The sequence below is a fragment of the Pseudomonas bubulae genome (assembly GCF_037023725.1).
GTDB lineage: Bacteria > Pseudomonadota > Gammaproteobacteria > Pseudomonadales > Pseudomonadaceae > Aquipseudomonas > Aquipseudomonas bubulae.
Genome location: NZ_CP146077.1, coordinates 2,896,308 through 2,917,506, shown reverse-complemented (window position 1 = coordinate 2,917,506; position 21,199 = coordinate 2,896,308). Strand labels below are relative to the sequence as shown.

Genomic DNA, 21,199 nt, shown 5'->3' with positions numbered 1-21,199 from the left:
CCGGAGTCTTTCCATGACCGCGATTGCCTACCCCCTGACAAATGCCGAGCCGTCGAACACCACACGGCGCGCCATTTATCTGCTGACCGGCCTGATCGTGGCCAACCTGCTGGCTTGGGCCTGGGCCTTTATCGAGTTCGGCAACAACCCGGTCTTGATGGGCACCGCATTGCTCGCGTACGGCTTCGGCCTGCGCCACGCCGTGGACGCCGACCATATTGCCGCCATCGACAATGTCACCCGCAAGCTGATGCAACAGGGCAAACGCCCGATAGCCGTAGGCACCTGGTTCTCCCTGGGGCATTCGACCATTGTGGTGCTGGCGTCTTTCGCGATTGCGGCCACGGCAATGGCGTTCAAGGACGATATGGAGTGGTTCCATGAAACCGGCGGCCTGATCGGCACCCTGGTGTCCTCGGTATTCCTGCTGCTGTTCGGCGTGCTCAACCTGGTCATCCTGATCTCGGTGTACAAGAAGTTCAAACAGGTCAAGGCCGGCCACACCCTGCCCCCCGAAGAACTGGACCTGATCACCACCCACCAGGGTGGCCTGATGGCGCGAATTTTTGGTCGGGTGTTCAACCTGGTTAACAAAAGCTGGCACATGTACCCGGTGGGCTTTCTGTTTGGCCTGGGCTTTGACACTGCCACCGAAATCGGCTTGCTGGGCATCAGCGCCACCAGCGCCTCCCACGGCATCAGCCTGTGGTCAATCATGGTGTTCCCGGTGCTATTTGCGGTGGGCATGGCCCTGATCGATTCACTGGACAACTTCGTGATGATCGGCGCCTACGGCTGGGCGTTCTCCAAACCGGTGCGCAAGCTTTACTACAACATCACCATCACTGCCGCCTCGGTGGTGGTGGCCCTGTTTATCGGCGGTGTCGAAGCGCTGGGGCTGATTGCCGAAAAACTGCAACTCACCGGCGGGATATGGACGCCGATCAATGCCATCAGTGAAAACTTCGGCGAGATTGGCTACTGGATCATCGGGATGTTTGTCCTGTGCTGGCTGATTTCGGCCCTCAATTACTACATCCGCGGCTATGACCAACTGCCTGCCAACGCCTGATCAGAGGCTCAAGCACACGGGCTGCTGGTGGCAGCCCGATAAACCTGACCTACACTCCCCTCACCCCTTAACTGACGCGTCGTAGGTGCCATGACTTTATTACAGGACGTAAAAAATCGGATCTCCTTTGCCTATGGGGTCGCCTTGCTGGTTGCGATCAACGGCTTTCTTTTGTTTCTGCCGGTGCTGGAACGTGGCGTTGCCCATGCCAATGCCAAATCCGGCTCCTTTGATACCTGGAAGGAGGCATTAAGCTTTTTAGCCTTGCTGGAAATCCCCGGGTTTGTGGTGGGGCTTGTACTCCTGCTGATGTCACTGGGGCTGTTGATCAAGTCACGCATCAGCTGGTTTTTTTCCCTGCTGCTGCTGGTGGCCACGGTCTGCGTGGATTTTTTCATTCTGAAAAAACCTGACGGCGTGACCTTCTTCTCGCTGGTCACCATTGCCGTGCTGGCCTTCTATTGGCGCCGTTTTGACCACTACAGCCTGGCCTCGGGCAGCTTCTTTGCGGTGGTCAGCATCGCCTCACTGATCGTCTACAGCACGCTGGGCACGCTCTACATCGGTGATGGCTTTGCACCGCCGGTGACGGACCTGCCATCGGCGTTCTACTTCGCCATCGTGGTGATGTCCACCGTAGGCTTTGGTGACATCGTCCCGCATACCACCGATGCGCGTTTTTTCACCCTGACAGTGATCATCCTGGGCATCACCATCTTCGCGATTTCGGTGGCGTCCATTGCCGGCCCGCTGATCAGCAACAACATCCAACGTATTGTTAAAGGCAGGATTACCCATATGGCGCGTAAAAATCACTACATTCTCGTTGGCGTTGGTTCCCTGGCACAAAACGTCTATAAAGGTCTGACCGATCGCGGCGAACACGTCACGGTGGTATGCGTGGCCGGCAGCCAGCATGACCTGCCGGAAAAGGCCGATATCATTGAAGGTGACCCGTCGGCCGCGTCGACCCTGAAACTGGCCGGTGCAGCGGACGCCAAGTACATCGTCACCCTGTGCGACAGCGACGCCGAAAACGTGTTCACCATCCTCGCGGCCAAGGAAGTGGCAGGCGACGAAACCCAGATCATCGCACTGGTCAACGAAACGCGGAACATGCCCAAGGTCAAACGCGTCAACCCGACCATGGTGCTGTCGTTGCCGTTGCTGGGCAGTGAGTTGCTGGTGCGTACCCTGCAGGGCGATCAAATCAACAATGATCTGATCACCGAGATGTTCTTCGGCAAGCGTACGTCTTTGGCCTGAGACTTGGCAGGATAAAAAAAGCCCTCTGACGAGGGCTTTTTCATGGGCGCTGCAAGGGCTTATTGCGGGGTATCGGATGCAGGCAGCGGCGTAACCTTGGCCCCGGCAATCAGACCCAGTTCGACGGCAGCAAAACCGATTACCAGGCTGATCACCAGATAGCAGATGGAGACAAAAACACTGCCCGGGTCTTGCATCATCTCGACTGCGCCAAACACGAAACTGGAGAACGTGGATAACCCGCCCATGATCCCGGTGCCGACCATCACGTGCACGTACTGGTTGATGCGGTTGCTCTTGAACAGCGACGTGGCCACGCCCAGCAGGAACGCGGCGACGATATTGGCGACAAAGATATCCATGGGAAAACCATCGGCCAGGCGCGGCACCGAGAGCATGACGAACTCGCGGCACATGGCGCCGAACGCACCACCGACGAAAATCAGAATAATCATGTTGAGCATGGTGTGACTCCTGAGTCAGCGCGCCAGCCAGGCGCCGAAAGCGGCGGCGGCCAGGCCGACCAGTACCGAGATGATCAGATAACCTGCGGCCCATGCACGATCCCTGGCCTTGGCCAGTTTCGAGGCATCCAGCTGCATGCTGCTGAATGTGGTGTAACCGCCCAGGATACCGGTGAGCACCGCGGCGCTGAGGAAGTCGCCGTAGCGGTCGCGCCAGTCCACGGTAAACAGGATGCTCAGGTAACCGATTACAAAGGCGCCGCTGACGTTGATCAAAAATGTACCCAGCGGAAACGGCCCCTTATAGAACTGCCCTACCCGCAAACCGATCCACCAGCGCAACAGCGAGCCCAGCCCGCCCCCCAGCCCGACCCAGAAAACATCCAGCGCAGTCATGAAAGTCCCTCTCGTGTCTGTTGGTGAGTGGGGGAAACTCTAGTTCATAAAACAGCGGGCGGGCATGACTTGGGCCGGGTCTTTCGCTGTTACAGAAGAGTCCATGCCGGGGGCAGTGAGGCCTGAATGGCGCAGCTCATATTTGCTCAAGCTTTCAAACTGGCGCTCCTGAGAGTTGCAGGGTATTTGAGCAGCACAGGACGTAAAGCCAACTTGCAAAAGTCCCATCATGGGACCAGGATCGTTTTATGAGAATCATCGCAGTCAGTCAGCTCAAGATTTTTTGGCAACAGCACCCAGGCTCAGAGCAATCCTTCCTCTGCTGGATAGATGAAGCGAAAAAGGCAAACTGGCAAACGCCGGCCGACATCAAGGCGCCGTTTCGCCATGCCAGCATTCTCAAGAGCAACCGGGTCGTGTTCAACATCAAAGGTAACGACTATCGGCTCGTGGTAGCTGTGGCCTGCCGCTTCAGCGCCATCTATATCAAATTCGCAGACACTCACCAGCAGTACGACGCCATCGATGCCAACACCGTGGAAATGGAGTAAGCCATGAATATTCGTCCAATTCGCACCGAGCAGGACTACAAAGACGCACTGAAGTCGGTTTCGCCGCTGTTCGACAATGAACCGCAGCCCGGGACACCTGAGGGCGATTACCTGGAGGTCATGATCACCCTGATCGAAGCCTACGAAGCCAAGCACTTTCCCGTCGACCTGCCCAACCCGCTGGATGCCATCCGCTTCAGGATGGAGCAGTCCGGGTTGTCAGCGGCTGACCTGGTGCCTGCGATCGGCCGGCAGAACCGGGTGTATGAAGTGCTCAACGGCAAGCGCTCCCTGACCCTGCCCATGATCTGGAAGCTGCATGAGATGTTTGGCATCCCGGCAGAGAGTCTGATCAAGCCGGTCAAGTCGTGACCGCCGGGGTAGGCAAAATCATGGGCGCGGGTGAAAAGGAGTACCATGCCCTCCGGCTTCATCCTATCGCCCCATGGAACCCCTATGTTTCCCAACGCTGAACGCTACAACCACTCCACCGAATACGCCAACAAACTGGTCGACCGTATCGGCCAGACCCCGGCCTGGATTGCCCTGCGCCTCGGGGTCACGGAAAAACGCATGCGCTATATCCTCGCTGGGTCCCGCACGATCAAGGGCGACACCACCGAAATCCTGATGAGCTATGCCGAGCAGTTCTGCCTGGAATGCCTGGCCGCCGAAGCCAAGGCCGCCAAGGATCGTGCCCGCTCCAAGGCCGCCGCCAGCCCTGCCAGCGACGCTTAGAACAACCCCAGTTGCCCGCCCACCAGGGCGCTGAAATTGTCATCGACAAACACCAGAATCGCGTCGGCCACCGGTTGCAGCTGACGCGACAGATAGTGCTCGTAATCCACTTCTGCGGTGCGGTTCTCCAACGGCTGGGGGCCGGCCACGGTGATCACGTAGCTGATCGTCCCGCCATTCTGGTACTGCCGGGGCCGCCCCTGCCGGTCGTTATACTCATCGGCCAGCCGCGCCGCCCGCACATGGGGCGGCACATTGCGCTCGTAATCACTGAGCGGGCGGCGCAGGCGCTTGCGGTAGATCAGCAGTTCATCATGCTCACCCGCCAGGGTGGCACGCACAAAGTCACGCACGTAGGCCTGCCAGGGCTGACGATTGAAGATGCGCAGGTACAACGCCTGCTGGAACTGCCGGGCCAGCGGTGACCAGTCGCTGCGCACGGTCTCAAGCCCCTTGTAGACCATCTCCCGACGGCCGTCGGCGTGCACCACCAACCCCGCATAGCGCTTTTTGCTGCCCTCTTCGGCGCCACGAATGGTGGGCATGAAAAAGCGGCTGTAGTGGGTCTCGAATTGCAGCTCCAGTGCGCTGGTCAGCCCATACTCGTCACGCACATGGGCCTGCCACCAGTCGTTGACGTACTGCACCAGCTCACGGCCGATACTCGCCGCGTCCTCCTCACTGTGCTGACTGCGCAGCCAGACAAAGGTGGAGTCCGTGTCGCCATAGATCACGCTATAGCCCCGAGCCTCGATCAGTGCGCGGGTCTTGAGCATGATTTCATGCCCGCGCAGGGTGATCGAGGATGCCAGCCGCGTATCAAAAAACCGGCAACCGCTGGAGCCCAGCACCCCGTAAAACGCATTCATGATGATTTTCAGGGCCTGTGACAGGGGCGCGTTTTTGTCCCGCTTGGCCACTTCGCGCCCCTTGGCCACGCGCTCGATAATGGCCGGCAAGCAGTGCCGGGTGCGAGAGAAACGCGCACCGCGAAAGCCCGGTACCGAGGTTTCATCGCCAGGCTCGCGCAAGCCTTCAACCAGCCCCAGCGGGTCAATCAAAAAAGTGCGGATAATCGACGGGTACAGGCTTTTGTAATCGAGCACCAGCACCGACTCATACAACCCCGGCTCGGACTCCATGACAAAGCCGCCGGGGCTGGCCTGGGGCGGTTTGTCCCCCAGATTGGGGGCGACAAAGCCCTGACGGTGCATCAACGGCATATACAGGTGATAAAAGGCCGCCACCGAGCCACCGCTGCGATCGGCCTCCAGCCCCGTGACCGAGGCACGCTCCAGCAAAAAGGTCAGCAGTTCGGTTTTCGCGAAAATCCGCGTGACCAGTTCGCAGTCCTTGAGGTTGTAGCGCGCCAACGCAGGTTTGTCGTGGGCGAACATGCGGTTGATTTCGTCCATGCGCTGGTACGGCGTGCTGATGTCCTTGCCTTCGCCAAGCAGGGTCTGGGCGACGTTTTCCAGGCTGAAAGACGGGAACGACCAAGTCGCTGAGCGCAACGACTCGATGCCGTCAATGATCAAGCGGCCCGCAGCACTGGCGAAAAAATGGTTTTTGCGCGTGCCGTGTTCGCGCCACTGCATTTCACTGCTGCCACGCCCCAGCAGCAACGGGATACCAAGGCGCCGGGCATGCTCGTGCAACACCCGCATGTCGAACTGCACCACATTCCAGCCGATGATCGCGTCGGGGTCATGCCGGGCCATCCACTGGTTAAGACGCAGTAACAGGTCGCCGCGGCTGGCGCAGAACTCCAGGTCGAAATCCACCGGGGTATCGGCCGCGGTGGCCTTGCCCAGCATATACACCTGACGCTGACCGCAGCCCTCGAGGGCAATGGAATACAGATCGCCCTGCTCGCTGGTTTCAATATCCAGGGACACCAGTTTCAACCGTGGCCGGTAGTCGGGATGCGGCTTGATCCGGGCGTCCAGCAGCGGGCCATCGCCCTGTACACGGCCGCCAAAGCTCACCGGCGCAGTGATAAAACGCTCCATCAGGAACCGCTCCGGCGGGCGTATATCGGCCTCGTACACATCGACCCCGGCGCGGCGCAGGCGCTGGGCGATGTCCATCAACTGGGCATGCTGGCGGCAGTAGAGGCCGATCACCGGGCGCGACTGAAAATCACACAGCGCCAACTCACGCCATTCGATATCGCGCTCGTTCTGCAGCAGAGCCTGGGCCTGGCCAAGCTGAATCTTGGGGATAAACGCGGTGCAGGTTTGGTAAGGCAGGCGCACCTGCTGCGGCCCGTCATCGGTGGCCAACCAGAAGTCGACCTCGATACCCGACGGCGTATCACGCCAGTGCCGGGTCAGGACAAAGCCCTGCCTCAAGTCCATTACGCGGTTACAGGCATGTCGCCAGCATCGCCAAGCGGCGCATGGCAGCAGCATCACCCGGCTGTTGGGCGTAGTAGCTCACTGCCGTGCCGGTGCCCTGGGGCGTCAGATCGGCAAAGGACTCGGCGCCACGGGTGTAGACGGTCTGTTTGCCAGCCTTGTCGTTATTGATATAGGCACTGGCATCGACCCCGAACACGCTTTCATCCTGCCAGGAAAACTTGATGCATTCGGCGACCAGCGCCGTGGCTTTTTCCGAAGCCAGCACCCGGGTCGGGGCCTGGCTACGGGCAGTGTCCATCGCAGGAGACACACAACCGGCCAGCATGGCCAGACTCATGACGCTAATCAGCATTCGCATTGGATAGCCTCTGGATAAAGGTCAATACGATATCACGCAGCCAGTGCTCATAGGTGGCTAAATAACCAGTAGTCCGCTGAATGGGCTTGGTCCCATAGAGAAAATATGTCGCCGGTATTGCAGTTAAAACCACCGGGGACAAATTCATTCATGGGGGTGGCTACAGCAAAAGCAAAAATTTGAACAACACCAACCCTGCTCCCCGAGCGCAACACCTATAACCGCTCGTCATTTAAAAGAGACCCAGCCCACAGAATCAGCAGCATTTGCGTCACCAGCCAGCGAATTTCGCGGTTGCTGCTAGCTTCAGTAAACAAATAAACACGCCGGGCATCGGACGATAAACCGCCAAAGAGCGATTGAAGGAGCACTACGATGGGAGCAAGTACCGCTCGCAAGGCCAGCTTTACCGCCCTCACCCTGATCCTGACGCCGCTGGCAGGCTGGGCCGACAACGCCCGTGACTGGCAAAACACCCCCACCGACCTGAACATGCTGTTCGGCTATTACAACCGCGTCGACTCCAATACCCCCATCGACACCTCGCTACCCATCGACGGTCTGTCCCTCAATGCCGACCTGTATATCCTGCGTTATGCCCGTAGCTTCGGTATCGACGGGCGCAACAGTGCCTTCGAGATCCTGCAGCCTTACGCCGATCTATCCGCATCATTCGACAACGCCCGCTATTTCACCGGTACCAAACACAACGGTGGCATGGGTGACACCCAATTGGTGTTCGCACACAACATCTTTGGCGGCCCCGCCCTGAGCAAGGAGGAGTTCGCCAAATGGACTCCCGAGACCTTTCTCACGGCAGCCCTGACAGTCACCACCCCCACCGGCGACTATGACAAGAACCGGGTGATCAATATCGGTGCCAATCGCTGGGTGTACAAACCCGAGCTGGGTTTCGGCACCCCCATCGGCCCCACCTGGCTGGAGATCAACACCATGGTGTCGTTGTTCGGGTCCAACGATGAATACCAGGGCAACAGCAAGCTCGAACAAAAACCCCTGTATGCCATCGAAGGCCATTACAGCTACGACTTCAACCGCGCCCTGTGGGCTTCGCTGGACGCCACCTATAGCCGGGGCGGCGAGACAAAAATTGACGGCGACTGGCAGGACAACAAACAGGAAAGTACCCTGGCAGGCGCCAGCATGGGCTTTATGCTCACCCCCCAATTCGGCGGCCTGCTGGCCTATACCGACACCGTGAGCGAGCGCAAAGGCTCACCGGATATCGCCACCTGGACGCTGCGCATGCAGTACGTCTGGTAAGCGTCGTGACCATGCCTCGGGTACGTCGCGTAGTGCCAGGCCTGTTAATGGCCCTGGCCTTGCACGCCCATGCCGGCGACCCGCCCGCCATCGAGCCCGCAGCTGTGCAGGCCCTGGAGCAGATGGGCAGTTACCTGCGCAGCCTCAAGCAATTTGGCGTCGAGGCCCGCAGCCAGACAGACCAGGTACTGGATAACGGCCAGACCGTCGAATTTCGGCACACCACCCGACTGCTGGCCCAACAGCCGGACAAGCTGCTGGTCTCGGTGGACAATCAGGGCATACACCGCACCCTCTATTACAACGGCAAGCGCTTCACCCTCTACCAGAGCCCCAGCCCCTACTACGCAAGCGCCCCCGCCCCGGCGAACATCAACGCACTGATCGACCTGCTCAATAGTCGCTATGGCATCGAGTTGCCGCTGGCCGACCTGTTTCGCTGGAACGCCAACACCGTCAGACAGGCCGGTTTGCGTTCGGCCGTGCTGATTGGCAGTGAGACGCTGGACGGCCAGCGCTGTGATCATTACGCCTTGCGTCAGGATGCTATCGACTGGCAGCTGTGGCTGCGTGAGGGCGAACAGCGCCTGCCGTGCCGCCTGACCATCACCCGCCGCGACATACCCGAGCAGCCGCGTCACAGCGTCGACTTTACCTGGCAGCTCACACCGGCAATCAGCGCCCACAGCTTTGATTTTGATCCGCCCGCAGGTGCCCAGGAAGTGCCGTTGCAGTGGGCCCCGAGCAAATACAGCCTGGAGGCGCAACCATGAAGCGTCTGCACTGGCTGTTCTGTGGCGTGCTCAGCGCCTGCCTGCTGCACACCTCTGTCGCCCTGGCCTGGCAACTGCGCGGTGGTGGCGGCGCACGGACTTTTGTGCTGCCGCACACTGGCGGACACCCAGCGCCGCACCCCATGCCACAGCCACAGCCACAGCCACAGCCGCATCCACAGCCGCATCCACAGCCGGGGCCGCCCCCCTACCCGCAGCCGGCCCCCCAACCGCATCCCTACCCGGCAACACGGCCCATGCCACCTCCGCCACGGCCCTTGCCTGCGCCACCACCACCGGACAACTGGTATCACCCGTGGGCAGCCGCCGCCGTGGTGGGTGCAACCACGGCCACGGCAATAGCCATCGGCTCGCAAGTCACCAGCGTGCCTGCGGACTGCGTATCGGTCGTGGCCAACAATGTGGCGTATCAACACTGCGGACCAACCTGGTATCAGCCCCGCTATGTGGGTGGCAACGTGCAGTTTGTGGTGGTCCCCGCCCCCTGGTAATCGTGCTCAAGCAAGGAATGCTTTATGACAGCGCTCAACGATCTGAATGCCCTGCAAGCCAGCATCGCCGAAGCGGTATTGGGCCAGGACGAGGTTATCCGCCAGATCATCGTCGGCTTGCTGGCCAACGGTCATCTGCTCCTCGAAAGCCTGCCGGGTTTGGCCAAGACCCGCACCGTCAAGGCGTTGGCCAGGCACCTGGAGGCGCAGATGAGCCGTATCCAGTTCACCCCTGACCTGCTGCCATCGGACATCACCGGCGCCGAGGTGCTGCACCAGGTGGACGGCCAGAACCTGATCCGTTTTCAACCCGGGCCGCTGTTTGGCAACCTGATCCTGGCCGACGAAATCAACCGCGCCCCGGCCAAGGTGCAGGCGGCCCTGCTTGAAGCCATGGAAGAACGGCAGATCACCGTCGCCGGCAACAGCCACCCGCTGCCCGCACTGTTTATGGTGCTGGCTACGCAAAACCCCATCGAACAGGAAGGTACCTACCCGCTGCCCGAGGCGCAGATGGACCGCTTTGTGATGAAAGTGCTGCTCGACTACCCCAGCCCGGCAGATGAATCCCGGGTGCTGCGCATGCTGCGCGCTGAAGAACAGGTGCAGCACGCCACAGCCGATACAGCCCCGCCGTTTACCCTGGGTCAGGAGGTGATTTTCGCGGCTCGCCGCGAAGTCGCCACAGTGGCCGTGTCCCCCGCCATCGATGCTTACCTGATCGACCTGATCAACGCCACCCGCCGTCCTGCCGACTATGACGCCGATCTGGCCCGCTGGATCAGTATCGGCGCCAGCCCCCGCGGCGGTATCGGCCTTGACCGCTGCGCCCGTGCCGACGCCTGGCTGCGCGGCCAGGCCTTTGTCACCCCGGACAACGTGCGCGCCGTGGCGTATCCGGTACTGCGCCACCGCCTGCAACTGAGCTACGACGCCGTGGCCGATGGCGTCAGCGCTGATCAGGTACTGCAACGCATACTCGACAAAGTCGCGATACCTGCCTGATGCACGCTCAACGGCAGGAGGCCGACGGCCTGGTATACGTCTCGCTTGCGCAACTGATGGCGCTGGAGTTCAAAGCGCGGGCGTTGAGTTTTGTCGCCCGCCAACCCCACGGCAGTATCCTCTCGGGCAACCATGCTTCGCGCTTGCGTGGCCGCGGCCTGAATTTTGACGAACTACGCCGCTATCAACCCGGTGACGACCTGCGCCACCTCGACTGGCGCGCCTCATTGCGCACTGGCAAGCCAGTGGTGCGTACCTTTACCGAAGAACGCGACCGCCCGGCCTTGATCGTGGTCGACCAGCGCATGTCGATGTTTTTTGGCTCCAGCCGCAGCTTCAAATCCGCCACCGCTGCCGAACTGGGTGCACTGGCCGCATGGATGGTGTTCAACGCCGGTGACCGGGTGGGCGCCCTGGTATTCAACGATCAACGCATCGACAGTATTGCCCCGCTGCGCAGCCGCAAACGGGTGGAGGCGTTGTGCAGCAAAATTGCCCGGCAAAACCAGGAACTCAATGCCACTCAACCGGACTGCGAAGACGCCGACCAACTGGACAAGGTCCTGCAACATTGCCTGGCCATTGCCGGGCATGACCACCTGATTTGCCTGATCAGCGATTTCGCCGGGGCCGGGCCGCACACCCTGCAGTTGCTGCGCCAACTGGCAGTGCACAACGATGTCATCGCCATGCAGGTTTACGACCCATTGGCGCTGGACCTGCCCGACACCGGGCGCTTGCTGGTTACCCAGGGCCAGTTGCAAGTGGAGCTGGCGGTAGAGCACGCACACGTACGCCAGCCGCTGGGCGACTTCCTCAGCGGGCGCTTCAAGGACATCGCCAGCCTGCTGCGCCGCAGCCAGGTGCCGCTGATGATGTTCAGCACCGCGCAGGATACTCACAGCCAGCTGCGGATCGAACTGGGCAAACTGGGCGGAGCGCGGCCATGACCAGTCCTATCCCCAGCATTGAGCAACTGCAAACCCTGGCCCTGCCTGCACCCGTCAGCTACCTGCCGCAGACCTGGGGCTGGTGGGCCTTGCTTGCGGTTGTGCTGACCGGCCTGGCGGTCTGGGCGGCACGCGCCTGCTGGCAGTGGCGGCGTGAGCGCTACCGGCGCGAGGCCTTGCAACGGCTGGCACAACTGCGCGCGGCCAACGATCCGCTGGGCACCTTGCGCGAACTGCCCACGCTGCTTAAACGGGTGGCACTGTCCATGCCCGTCCCGCAGGCAGCGGCGCCTCTGCAGGGCGAGGCCTGGCAGGACTTTTTACAACGCCACGGCCCGCCGCCTGTGCCCGAGGATTTCAGCCAGCAACTGGCGTTTCTGGCCTACGCCCAGGATGAGCAATTGCTCGCCCTGCCCGCAGCACAACGCCAGCAGTTGGTCGACACCTGTACACGCTGGGTGGAGCTGCACCATGTGGCAGTTTGATTATCCCTGGTTGCTGCTGTTGCTGCCCTTGCCGTGGTTCGGCTACCGCTGGCTGCCCGCTTACCGCGAAGCCCGCAGTGCAGTACGCGTACCGTTTTTCAACGCCATGAGCCGCGCTGTCGATCAAGCACCACAGATCGCAGGCGCGCAGCACAACATCTGGCAATTGCTGCTCAACCTGCTGGTGTGGACATTGCTGGTGGTGGCCGTGGCCAGACCGGTATGGGTCGAAAAACCCATCGAGCGCCAGCAACCGGTGCGCGACCTGATGCTTGCCATCGATATCTCTCAATCGATGCAAACCACGGATTTCACCGACGCCAGCGGGCAGAGGATCGACCGCCTGAGCGCGGTCAAACACGTGGTGCAGGACTTTATCGCCCGGCGCAAGGACGACCGCATCGGCCTGATCCTGTTTGGTAGCGCTGCCTATCCGCAAGCGCCACTGACCCTCGACCACGCCAGCCTGTCGCTGCTGCTGGACGACACCGGCATCGGCATGGCCGGGCCCGACACCGCTATCGGCGACGCCATCGGCCTGAGCCTGAAACTGCTCGACCAGGCCCACGAGCAGGAGAAAGTACTGATCCTGCTCACCGACGGCAACGACACCAGCAGCGCCATCCCCGTGCCCCGTGCCACGGCCATGGCGGCGGCCAAAGGGGTAGTGATCCACACCATCGGCATAGGCGACCCGGATGCCGACGGCGAAGCCAAGGTCAACCTTGCAGCCCTGCAGAGCATCGCCAAAAGCACCGGCGGCCAGTACTTTCGCGCAGAAGACCGTGACAGCCTGAACCAGGTCTACGCCACCCTCGACCAGCTCACCCCGCACAGGGTGCAAACCTTCAGCCACCAGCCCAAACGTGACCTGTTCTGGTTGCCCGTAGCGGCCGCCATCAGCCTGATGACGCTGTATCACCTGCTCGCACTGCTGGCCTCACGGCGCCACCCGCGCTCACCACCGCGGGAGGCCTGAAATGGAGATCAGCCTGAGTGACTTCCACTTTCTGCGCCCGGCCTGGCTGCTGTTGGCGATTGTGGGTGCCCTGCTACCGCTAATGTGGCGCCGCAGCCATGACCAGCAACGGCGTTTGCGGGCGATCATCGCTCCCCACCTGTTGCCACACTTGCTGGTCACCCCGCCCGACAGCCACCGCCTGCGCCCGGTGCATTTGACCGCTGCCCTGCTGATCATCGGCGCCATTGCGGCCGCAGGCCCCACCTGGGAACAGGACCGCCCGGCATTCCTGCAAAACCGCGCGCCGTTGATCATTGCCCTCGACCTGTCCCCGTCAATGGATGCCAGCGATGTGCAGCCCACGCGGCTGGAAGCCGCCAAGCACAAATTGCATGACCTGACTGCCCGGCGCAGCGGTGCCCGCACGGCCCTGATTGCCTACGCGGGCAGCGCCCATCTGGTGTTGCCCGCCACCGACGACCCGGCGCTGCTCGACAGTTTTATCCAGGCCCTGGGCACCGACCTGATTGCCCGGCCCGGCAAAAACGTGGCGGCGGTGATCGAACAGGCCAGGCGCCTGCTGCAGGCCGAGAAAGCTCCGGGCACCCTGCTGCTGATCACCGATGGCGCCGACACCTCGCAACTGGACAGCCTCAAAGCCCTGTTGCAAGACAATGCCCTGCAAGTACTGGTACTGGCAGTGGGCAGCAGCAATGGCGGGATCATTCGTGATGCCCGCGGCCAACCGCGCACCGACAGTTCCGGTCGCCCGCAACTGGGCAGCTTCGACAGCGCCGCGCTCAAGCAACTGGCCGCGGCCACCGATGCACCGCTGGGCAGCCTGACCATAAACAACGATGATCTGGACTGGGTCGAAGGCCACGCCCAACAGCACTTCCAGGCCGCCAGCGACGAGCAGCGCGAGCTGCAATGGAAAGACGCCGGTTACTGGTTATGCGGGCCCCTGCTATTGCTTGCCTGGTTCTCGGTGCGCCGTGGCTGGAGCCTCAACTGGAACGCCGTCCTGCTGCTGGGCGCAGGGCTGGCCCTGCAACCGTCACCGGCGCAGGCCAACGCACTGACCGATGCCTTCTTCACCCGGGATCAGCAAGGGCGCTGGGCCTTTGAGCACCAGCACTACCCCGCAGCAGCCGAGTTATTTGTCGATCCTTACTGGAAAGGCATCGCAGCTTATAACGCCGCCGATTTCGATCTGGCACTGGCCAGCTTTGCCCGGTTGAACACCGCCCCGGCGTACTTTTACCTGGGCAATATTTACGTACGCCGCTACAAGTTCGATCAGGCGATTGCCGCCTATCGCCAGGCCTTGGCCCTGCAACCGCAGTTCCCCGAAGCCAGTGCCAACCTGGCATTGGCCATTGCCCTGGAAAAAGATACCGACAGCGCCGAGCAGAACACCCCCGAAGTCAAACCTGACGCGATCAAATTCGACAAACCGCCAGGCAAAGGCCAGAGCAAACCGCTGCAAACCCCGCAGGCGGCCAGCGACGAACAATGGCTGCAAAACCTGACCACCTCTCCGGCCAATTTCCTGCGGCAAAAATTCAGCCTGCAAGACCAAAAGGTGGCGCCATGAAGCCCTGCGCTCTGGTACTGCTGATGTGCGTCGGCCTGGCACAGGCCAACGAACCGCAACTGTTGGTGCAGGCCCGGCTGGTACCGGGTGATGCCGTGGTGGTGGGCGAGACCTTGCAGTTGCAGGTCGATGTGCTCACCGACAGCTGGTTCACCCGTGGTGCGTCATTACCCGAACTGAACCTGGACGGTACCGATGTGACACCGCCCAATGGTGAGGCCGGGCACCTGTCGCAGACGATTCAGGGCCAGACCTTCAGCGGCCTGCGCTACACCTACCGAATCACCCCGACGCAGGCGCAAGCGTTCTCGATCGCGCCACTGACAGTGCGCGCGACCCCGGCGCAGGCCAGCCATGAGCTGTCGGGGCAAACCCCGGTGCTGACCTTTCGTGCCAGTCTGCCCGAAGGGTTCAGCCCCGGCGAACCGGTACTGGTGGCCAGCGCGTTGCGCCTGAGCCAGACCCTTACCCCGCCAGGCGGCCCGTTCAAGGTGGGTGACAGCCTGACCCGCAGCGTGACGTTACAGGCCGACGGTACCCCGGGGCTGGCCCTGCCCGCTCCGCCCCGGGGCTCGGTGGCCGGACTCGGTGCCTACCCGCAGACCCCGCAGATGAGCAATCTGGACGACGGCCGGGGCGGTTTCAATGGCGGTCAGCGCATTGACCGGGTCAGTTATCGCATCGAGCGCGAAGGCGATTTCGAGCTGCCGGCAATCCGCGTCAAATGGTGGGACAGCGTGAACCGCCAAATCCGTTTCGGCGAACTCCCGGCCGTCACCTTCAAGGCCACAGCCAGCAGCAGCTACACCCCGGTGTTCTCGATCGTTGACGACCTCAGGCAAATGGGCCAACCCACCCGGCTGCGGCTGCCCGCCACGTTGCTGGTTGGCATCGGGTTATTGCTGCTGGCCGTTGCTCTGTCTGTGAACCGGCGGCGCTTGCTCCACGCTTTCAATGCCATGCGTCAGTGGAAACACAACCGCCCGCCGCGCAAAAACTATGGTTTGCGCCCGCTCAACCCAAGACATGAAAAGGACTTCCAAAAATGAATAAACAAAAAACTGTAGCCGTGGCAGCGAGCCTGCTCGCGAATGGCCTTCGCGAGCAGGCTCGCTCCCACTGGAGCAAAAGGATCTCGTCAAGAACGGCAGCGACTCTGCTATTCGCCCTGCCCCTGTTCGCCCTGGCTGCCGACCCGTTGCCCTCCTGGAACCAAGGGCCGGCGAAAAAAAGCATCATCGAATTTGTCGAGACGGTTACCACGCCAGACAGTAAGGGCTTTGTACAACCCGAAGCGCGTATCGCCGTGTTCGACAACGATGGCACCCTGTGGAGCGAGCAACCTGGTTATTTCGAGGAGCTGTTTGCCTTCGACGAAATCAAACGCATGGCCCCCCAACACCCGGAATGGAAAGACCAGCAACCGTTCAAGGCGGTGCTGGAAAACGACCACAAGGCCCTGGCCGAAAGCGGCATGGAGGGCCTGCTGAACATTTTCATGACGACCCACGCAGGGCTCACCACCGATGAGTTCCGCGACAACGTCCAGCGCTGGCTAAGCAGCGCACGCCACCCCACCAGCGGCAAGCCCTACACCGAGATGGTCTACCAGCCGATGCTGGAAGTGCTGACCTACCTGCGCAGCCAGGGATTCAAGCCCTACATCGTGTCCGGCGGCGATACCGGCTTTATGCGCGTATTTGCCGAAGAGGTCTATGGCATACCGCCAGAGCACGTGATCGGCTCCACGTTTGTCACCGAATACCAGGTCAAGGACGGCAAACCGTCAATCCTGCGCACCGCCAAAATTGCCCACAACGATGACGGCCCCGGCAAGCCGGTAAGTATCGACAGCGTGATTGGCCGCCGACCGATCCTCGCCTTCGGCAACTCCGACGGCGACCTGCAGATGCTCCAGTGGACCGCCGCCGGCGACGGCCCGCGCCTGATGGGGCTGGTGCATCACACCGACGCCAAACGCGAATGGGCCTATGACAAGGACTCGAAAATCGGCCGCCTGGACAAGGCGCTCGATCAGGCAAAACAGCAGGACTGGACTATCGTCGATATGGCGTCGCAATGGCGACGGATCTACCCGTTCGAGACCAGTGCCAACGAGCAACAGCAATAAGAAAAACAGCCGTCAGCAGTGCACCAACCAGGTCAACAAGGAGCAAGTTGCATGACTCGAACAGCCAAGTGGTTCCCCCGGCTAGCCCTCGTGGCGGCTTCGGTGATGGCGTTGTCCGCCACCGCCGTGGCCGCCGAAAAACCCAATATCCTGGTGATCTTTGGTGATGACATTGGCCAGTCCAATATCAGCGCCTACTCCATGGGTGTGGTGGGCTACAAAACCCCCAACATCGACCGGATTGCCAAAGAAGGCATGATGTTCACTGACTACTACGCAGAGAACAGCTGCACCGCCGGGCGCTCGTCGTTTATCACCGGGCAGACGCCGCTGCGCACAGGCCTGTCCAAAGTCGGCATACCGGGAGCACCGGTAGGCCTGCAAAAGCGCGATATCACCATCGCCCAGGCGCTCAAATCCCAGGGCTACGCCACTGCACAATTCGGTAAAAACCACCTGGGCGACCGCGACGAGTACTTGCCGACCAATCATGGTTTTGACGAGTTTTTCGGCAACCTCTACCACCTCAATGCCGAGGAAGAACCCGAACGCCCGTACTGGCCCAAGGATGACCCGGCTTTCGTCAAGGCCACCTCGCCCCGTGGCGTGATCCACAGTTTTGCCGACGGCAAGATTGAAGACACCGGGGCCCTGACCGCCAAGCGCATGGAAACCATCGACGACGAAACCACCGCGGCCGCGCAGGAGTTCATCGAAAAGCAGGCCAAGGCCGACAAGCCTTTTTTTGTGTGGATGAACACCACGCGCATGCACGTCTTTACCCACGTGCGCGACTCGATGAAGGGCCAGAGTGGTATGCCCGGCAACGAGTACGCCGATGGCATGCTTGAGCATGACGGCGACGTCGGCAAACTGCTGAAAACCCTCGATGACCTGAAAATCGCCGACAACACCATCGTGGTCTACACCACCGACAACGGGCCGAACCAGTTCTCCTGGCCGGACGCGGCCACCACGCCGTTCCGGAACGAGAAGAACTCCAACTGGGAAGGTGCCTTCCGTGTCCCGGCGATCGTGCGCTGGCCGGGGAAAATCAAGGCTGGCGAAGTGAGTAACGAGATGTTCTCGGGGCTGGACTGGTTCCCGACCCTGCTCGCGGTGGCTGGCGATGCCGATGTCAAAGACAAGTTGCTCAAGGGCTGGGCCCCGGTGGCAGGTGGCAACAACTTCAAGGTGCACCTGGACGGTTTCAACCAGCTGCCGTACCTGACCGGCGAACAACCCAAGGGCAATCGCAACGAGTTCTACTACTTCAACGATGACGGCATGCTGGTATCGATGCGTTTCGACAACTGGAAAGTGGTGTTCTGCGAGCAACGCGAACCGGGCGGTTTCAAGGTCTGGAGCGAACCTTTCGTATGCCTGCGGGTGCCGAAAATCTTCAACCTGCGCATGGACCCGTTCGAACGGGCTGACGTGGTCTCCGATCAGTATTACGACTGGAGCACGAAAAACGTCTACTTGAACGAACTGGCAATCATGAAGGCGGCCAACTTCCTGGAAACCTTCGTCGATTACCCGCCGAGCCAGAAGCCGCCAAGCTTCAGTATCGATCAGGTACGGGCAGCGGTAGACGCCAAGATTGCGGAAAAAATGAAAAATCAGCCAGCGCAGTAAACCTGCCCTGTGGGAGCGGGCTTGCCCGCGATTGTCTCGACGCACTGCATCTGTCAGATCGCGCCGCCTCCATCGCGAGCAAGCCCGCTCCCACACGGGGTAACGACTCCTTCCCGAATTCCTTCTGCACAAGGCTCCCGCGCAATGCCGTCACCCTTACCGCCCAGCCGTACTGCATTGTCTGCCACTGCCTTGCTGCTATTTATTTCCGGTACTGCCGCCCTGATCTATCAGGTGCTGTGGATCAAGCAACTGTCGCTGGTGATCGGTGTGGAGGTGTACGCCATCACCACCGGCATCAGCGCCTTCTTTGCCGGGCTGGCCCTTGGCGGGCTGCTGTTTGGCCGCTGCGCCGACCGCCTGGGCAAACCCTTGCTGTTGTATGCGGGCCTTGAAGTGGGTGTGGCCGTGCTCGGCATCGGCGCCACGCTGGGGCTGGGTATGGCCGCGGCGCCATTCGCCTGGCTCGAACAACGGATCGGCCTGCCCGCCTGGTTGCTGCCATTGCTGCTGGTGGGGCTGCCCGCCTTCTTGATGGGCGGCACGCTGCCAGTGCTGATACGCGCACTGGCATCCGAGCCGCAACATCTGGGCCAGGCCGGTGGCCGCCTGTATGCCGCCAATACCGGCGGGGCGATTGTCGGCACTCTGCTGACCGCCTTTATCCTGATTGCCAGCCTCGGTGTTTTCGCCAGTGCCGTTGTAGCCGCCGTACTCAACCTGATTGCCGCCGCGGGTGCCCTGTGGTTGCAACGCGGGCAGCACACCATTGTCGCCGATCCGGTGGCGACCAGCGCGGCACACAAACCGGCCCGGCTGGCCATGGCCCTGTATGCCATCGCGGGCGGTGTGGCACTGGGCTACGAAGTGGTCTGGTCGCAATCGATCGTTCAGTTCATGAGCACCCGTACCTACGCCTTTGCCGTGGTGCTGGCCACTTACCTGACCGGACTGTTTATCGGCAGCAGCCTGATGGCGCGCCGGGTTGATCGGCTACGCGATCCCTGGGGTGTGTTTGCCTTGCTGATTGCCGGGGCCGGACTGGTTGCCCTGCTGGAAGTTGCCCTGCTCGGACGCTGGCTGATCCTGCTGCAAACCCAGGCAGAGACTGCGGCACTGGCCTTGGGTGGCAGTGTGTTGTTGGGCATGAGCGCCCGCTTCGCAGTGGCTGCACTGAGCATTGTGTTTATCCCTACGTTGCTGTTGGGCGCAGCGTTCCCGATAGCCCTGCGCCTGTGCGTCGGCCCCGGCCGGATCGGGCGGGATGTCGGTGCAGTCGTGGCGTTCAACACGCTGGGCGGGATCGTCGGCGTTGCCCTCTGCGGTTTTGTCCTGATCCCCTGGCTGGGGCTGGTACATACGCTCGGCATGCTGGCAGTCATCGCCGCTGCAGTAGGTTTGATCGCGGTACAGCAGGGGCACCGGGTCAAGAAAGGCCATCGCCAGGCAGTCGTTGCGTTCAGCCTGGCAGCGCTGCTGGTAGCCGTCTTAACGCCGGTTGAGCGCCTCGCCGAACTGCTGCCCGGAGCCCGTAACGGTGAGCTGGTGTTTTACCAGGAAGGTCGCGGCGGCACCGTCGCCGTCGTGGCCCAGGGCAAGGGTGAACGCCGCTTCCATCGCCTGTATATCCAGGGCGTGTCCAACACCGGTGATGCCATGCCTTCACTGCGCTACATGCGTATCCAGGCCCTGTTGCCGCTGTTGATCCACAACGGCGAACCACGCTCGGCGCTGGTGATCGGCTTTGGCACCGGGATCACTGCCGGGGCCCTGTTGAGTTACCCGGGACTGCAACAACGGGTGGTGGCCGAGTTATTGCCCTCGGTGGTCAAGGCTTCAACCCTGTTCAAAGGCAACTTCGCTGCGGCTTCCAACCCCGGCTTGCAGGTGCGTTTGCGCGACGGTCGCCAGGAACTTCTGCGCAGCGAACAGCGCTATGACCTGATCACCCTCGAACCACCACCGCCCTCCGCCGCCGGCGTAGTCAATCTGTACTCGCGGGACTTCTATCAACTGGCTGCACAGCGCCTGCACCCGCAAGGGATAGTTGCGCAATGGCTGCCGTTGCCGACGCAGAATATCGACGACTCGCGTTCGCTGGTGCGCAGTTTTCTCGACGTATTCCCTTACGCCACGCTATGGACCAGCGAGTTTCACGAAATGCTGCTGGTGGGTTCATTGCAGCCCATTGAACTGGATGCCGCGCGCATCAGCGCCCGTTTCGGGCAACCGGGTGTACGCAACGCCCTGCAGGATGTGGGCGTCGCTTCGCCAGCGGCACTGCTGGCAACCTGGGTGACCGACCGTGAAGGGCTGGTGCGCTTTGCTGCAGATGCGCCGGCCGTCACGGACGACCAACCGCGTATCGAGTACGCTCCGTGGGTGCGCAGCAAAGAAATCAGCCGGGTGCTGCCGGCGCTGCTCGATCTGCGCCAACCGATACCGTTGCTCAACGCCGCCCCGGAGTTTGTCGAGCGCATGCACAGCCAACAGCAACGCCTGATGCAGTTTTACCGTTCCAGCCTGCATGCCTATGATGGCGACCGCGAGGCATGGAGCCGGGATATCCGTGAAGTAATGCGTGACGATGGCGCCAACCCCTATTACCGCTGGTTTGTCGGTGAACGCTAGAGCCTTTTGGATACGGAAGTCGCA

21 protein-coding genes are annotated in these 21,199 nt (G+C 61.4%); 17 read left to right on the top strand and 4 right to left on the bottom strand.

What is annotated here, in order from left to right; translation table 11 throughout:
• Positions 1-13 precede the first annotated feature (13 nt).
• Both V6L81_RS13485 and kch read left to right on the top strand, forming a co-directional pair.
• The gene (locus V6L81_RS13485; protein WP_095000482.1) at positions 14-1,072 is read left to right on the top strand and encodes a HoxN/HupN/NixA family nickel/cobalt transporter; all 1,059 of its coding nucleotides are present in this window, start codon (positions 14-16) and stop codon (positions 1,070-1,072) included.
• Between the two features lie 90 nt (positions 1,073-1,162).
• Positions 1,163-2,338 (top strand): voltage-gated potassium channel protein, encoded by a 1,176-nt coding sequence (kch, locus tag V6L81_RS13480; protein ID WP_095026517.1) that lies wholly within the window; start codon positions 1,163-1,165, stop codon positions 2,336-2,338.
• A gap of 59 nt (positions 2,339-2,397) precedes the next feature.
• Here the strand turns inward: kch and crcB (V6L81_RS13475) are convergent, their stop codons facing one another.
• Both crcB (V6L81_RS13475) and crcB (V6L81_RS13470) read right to left on the bottom strand, forming a co-directional pair.
• Positions 2,398-2,802 carry a fluoride efflux transporter CrcB gene (crcB, locus tag V6L81_RS13475; protein ID WP_095018080.1) on the bottom strand — a complete coding sequence of 135 codons (405 nt, stop codon included), beginning with the start codon at positions 2,800-2,802 and terminating at the stop codon, positions 2,398-2,400.
• Positions 2,803-2,817: 15 nt separating this feature from the next.
• Positions 2,818-3,198, bottom strand: coding sequence for a fluoride efflux transporter CrcB (gene crcB, locus V6L81_RS13470; RefSeq protein WP_095018081.1), 381 nt, complete (start codon positions 3,196-3,198; stop codon positions 2,818-2,820).
• A 248-nt stretch (positions 3,199-3,446) separates the two neighbouring features.
• Between crcB (V6L81_RS13470) and V6L81_RS13465 the strand changes: the two genes are divergently transcribed.
• The 3 genes from V6L81_RS13465 (at position 3,447) to V6L81_RS13455 (ending at position 4,487) form a co-directional block, all read left to right on the top strand.
• Positions 3,447-3,749, top strand: coding sequence for a type II toxin-antitoxin system HigB family toxin (locus V6L81_RS13465; RefSeq protein ID WP_338660029.1), 303 nt, complete (start codon positions 3,447-3,449; stop codon positions 3,747-3,749).
• Positions 3,750-3,752: 3 nt separating this feature from the next.
• Positions 3,753-4,121 carry a type II toxin-antitoxin system HigA family antitoxin gene (locus V6L81_RS13460; RefSeq protein WP_095018083.1) on the top strand — a complete coding sequence of 123 codons (369 nt, stop codon included), beginning with the start codon at positions 3,753-3,755 and terminating at the stop codon, positions 4,119-4,121.
• An 84-nt stretch (positions 4,122-4,205) separates the two neighbouring features.
• The gene (locus tag V6L81_RS13455) at positions 4,206-4,487 is read left to right on the top strand and encodes a hypothetical protein (protein ID WP_016781210.1); all 282 of its coding nucleotides are present in this window, start codon (positions 4,206-4,208) and stop codon (positions 4,485-4,487) included.
• Here the strand turns inward: V6L81_RS13455 and V6L81_RS13450 are convergent.
• On the bottom strand, positions 4,484-6,847 hold the full coding sequence (locus V6L81_RS13450; RefSeq protein ID WP_095023539.1) for a DNA polymerase II: 2,364 nt from the start codon (positions 6,845-6,847) through the stop codon (positions 4,484-4,486). The two genes, V6L81_RS13455 and V6L81_RS13450, sit on opposite strands and share 4 nt — an antisense overlap.
• A gap of 7 nt (positions 6,848-6,854) precedes the next feature.
• Complete coding sequence (locus V6L81_RS13445; RefSeq protein ID WP_165446478.1) at positions 6,855-7,208, bottom strand: hypothetical protein; 354 nt, start codon at positions 7,206-7,208, stop codon at positions 6,855-6,857.
• 375 nt (positions 7,209-7,583) lie between these two features.
• Here V6L81_RS13445 and V6L81_RS13440 point away from each other — a divergent pair, with 375 nt between their 5' ends.
• From V6L81_RS13440 to V6L81_RS13385, 12 genes are all read left to right on the top strand, one after another.
• The gene (locus V6L81_RS13440; RefSeq protein WP_095000488.1) at positions 7,584-8,492 is read left to right on the top strand and encodes a transporter; all 909 of its coding nucleotides are present in this window, start codon (positions 7,584-7,586) and stop codon (positions 8,490-8,492) included.
• An 11-nt stretch (positions 8,493-8,503) separates the two neighbouring features.
• On the top strand, positions 8,504-9,265 hold the full coding sequence (locus V6L81_RS13435; protein ID WP_338660689.1) for a DUF2092 domain-containing protein: 762 nt from the start codon (positions 8,504-8,506) through the stop codon (positions 9,263-9,265).
• Positions 9,262-9,777 carry a hypothetical protein gene (locus tag V6L81_RS13430; RefSeq protein WP_338660028.1) on the top strand — a complete coding sequence of 172 codons (516 nt, stop codon included), beginning with the start codon at positions 9,262-9,264 and terminating at the stop codon, positions 9,775-9,777. Before V6L81_RS13435 ends, V6L81_RS13430 begins: the two co-directional genes overlap by 4 nt.
• Before the next feature lie 24 nt (positions 9,778-9,801).
• Entirely contained in the window at positions 9,802-10,782 is a 981-nt protein-coding gene (locus tag V6L81_RS13425; protein ID WP_095000489.1) for a MoxR family ATPase, read from the top strand.
• On the top strand, positions 10,782-11,732 hold the full coding sequence (locus V6L81_RS13420; protein ID WP_095023536.1) for a DUF58 domain-containing protein: 951 nt from the start codon (positions 10,782-10,784) through the stop codon (positions 11,730-11,732). Before V6L81_RS13425 ends, V6L81_RS13420 begins: the two co-directional genes overlap by 1 nt.
• Positions 11,729-12,217 carry a DUF4381 domain-containing protein gene (locus V6L81_RS13415; RefSeq protein WP_338660027.1) on the top strand — a complete coding sequence of 163 codons (489 nt, stop codon included), beginning with the start codon at positions 11,729-11,731 and terminating at the stop codon, positions 12,215-12,217. Before V6L81_RS13420 ends, V6L81_RS13415 begins: the two co-directional genes overlap by 4 nt.
• Positions 12,204-13,196, top strand: coding sequence for a VWA domain-containing protein (locus V6L81_RS13410; RefSeq protein ID WP_338660026.1), 993 nt, complete (start codon positions 12,204-12,206; stop codon positions 13,194-13,196). The genes V6L81_RS13415 and V6L81_RS13410 overlap by 14 nt, the downstream gene beginning before the upstream one ends.
• 1 nt (position 13,197) lies before the next feature.
• A complete protein-coding gene (locus V6L81_RS13405) occupies positions 13,198-14,775 on the top strand; it encodes a VWA domain-containing protein (protein ID WP_338660025.1) in 1,578 nt (525 codons plus the stop codon).
• A complete protein-coding gene (locus V6L81_RS13400) occupies positions 14,772-15,824 on the top strand; it encodes a hypothetical protein (RefSeq protein ID WP_338660024.1) in 1,053 nt (350 codons plus the stop codon). The genes V6L81_RS13405 and V6L81_RS13400 overlap by 4 nt, the downstream gene beginning before the upstream one ends.
• Positions 15,821-16,906: an HAD family phosphatase gene (locus V6L81_RS13395; protein ID WP_252342275.1), complete on the top strand. Its 1,086-nt coding sequence runs from the start codon at positions 15,821-15,823 to the stop codon at positions 16,904-16,906. Before V6L81_RS13400 ends, V6L81_RS13395 begins: the two co-directional genes overlap by 4 nt.
• Positions 16,907-16,957: 51 nt before the next feature.
• Positions 16,958-18,544: an arylsulfatase gene (locus tag V6L81_RS13390; protein WP_095000495.1), complete on the top strand. Its 1,587-nt coding sequence runs from the start codon at positions 16,958-16,960 to the stop codon at positions 18,542-18,544.
• Between the two features lie 144 nt (positions 18,545-18,688).
• Positions 18,689-21,175, top strand: a complete 2,487-nt coding sequence (locus V6L81_RS13385; RefSeq protein WP_338660023.1) for a fused MFS/spermidine synthase — start codon at positions 18,689-18,691, stop codon at positions 21,173-21,175.
• Positions 21,176-21,199 lie beyond the last annotated feature (24 nt).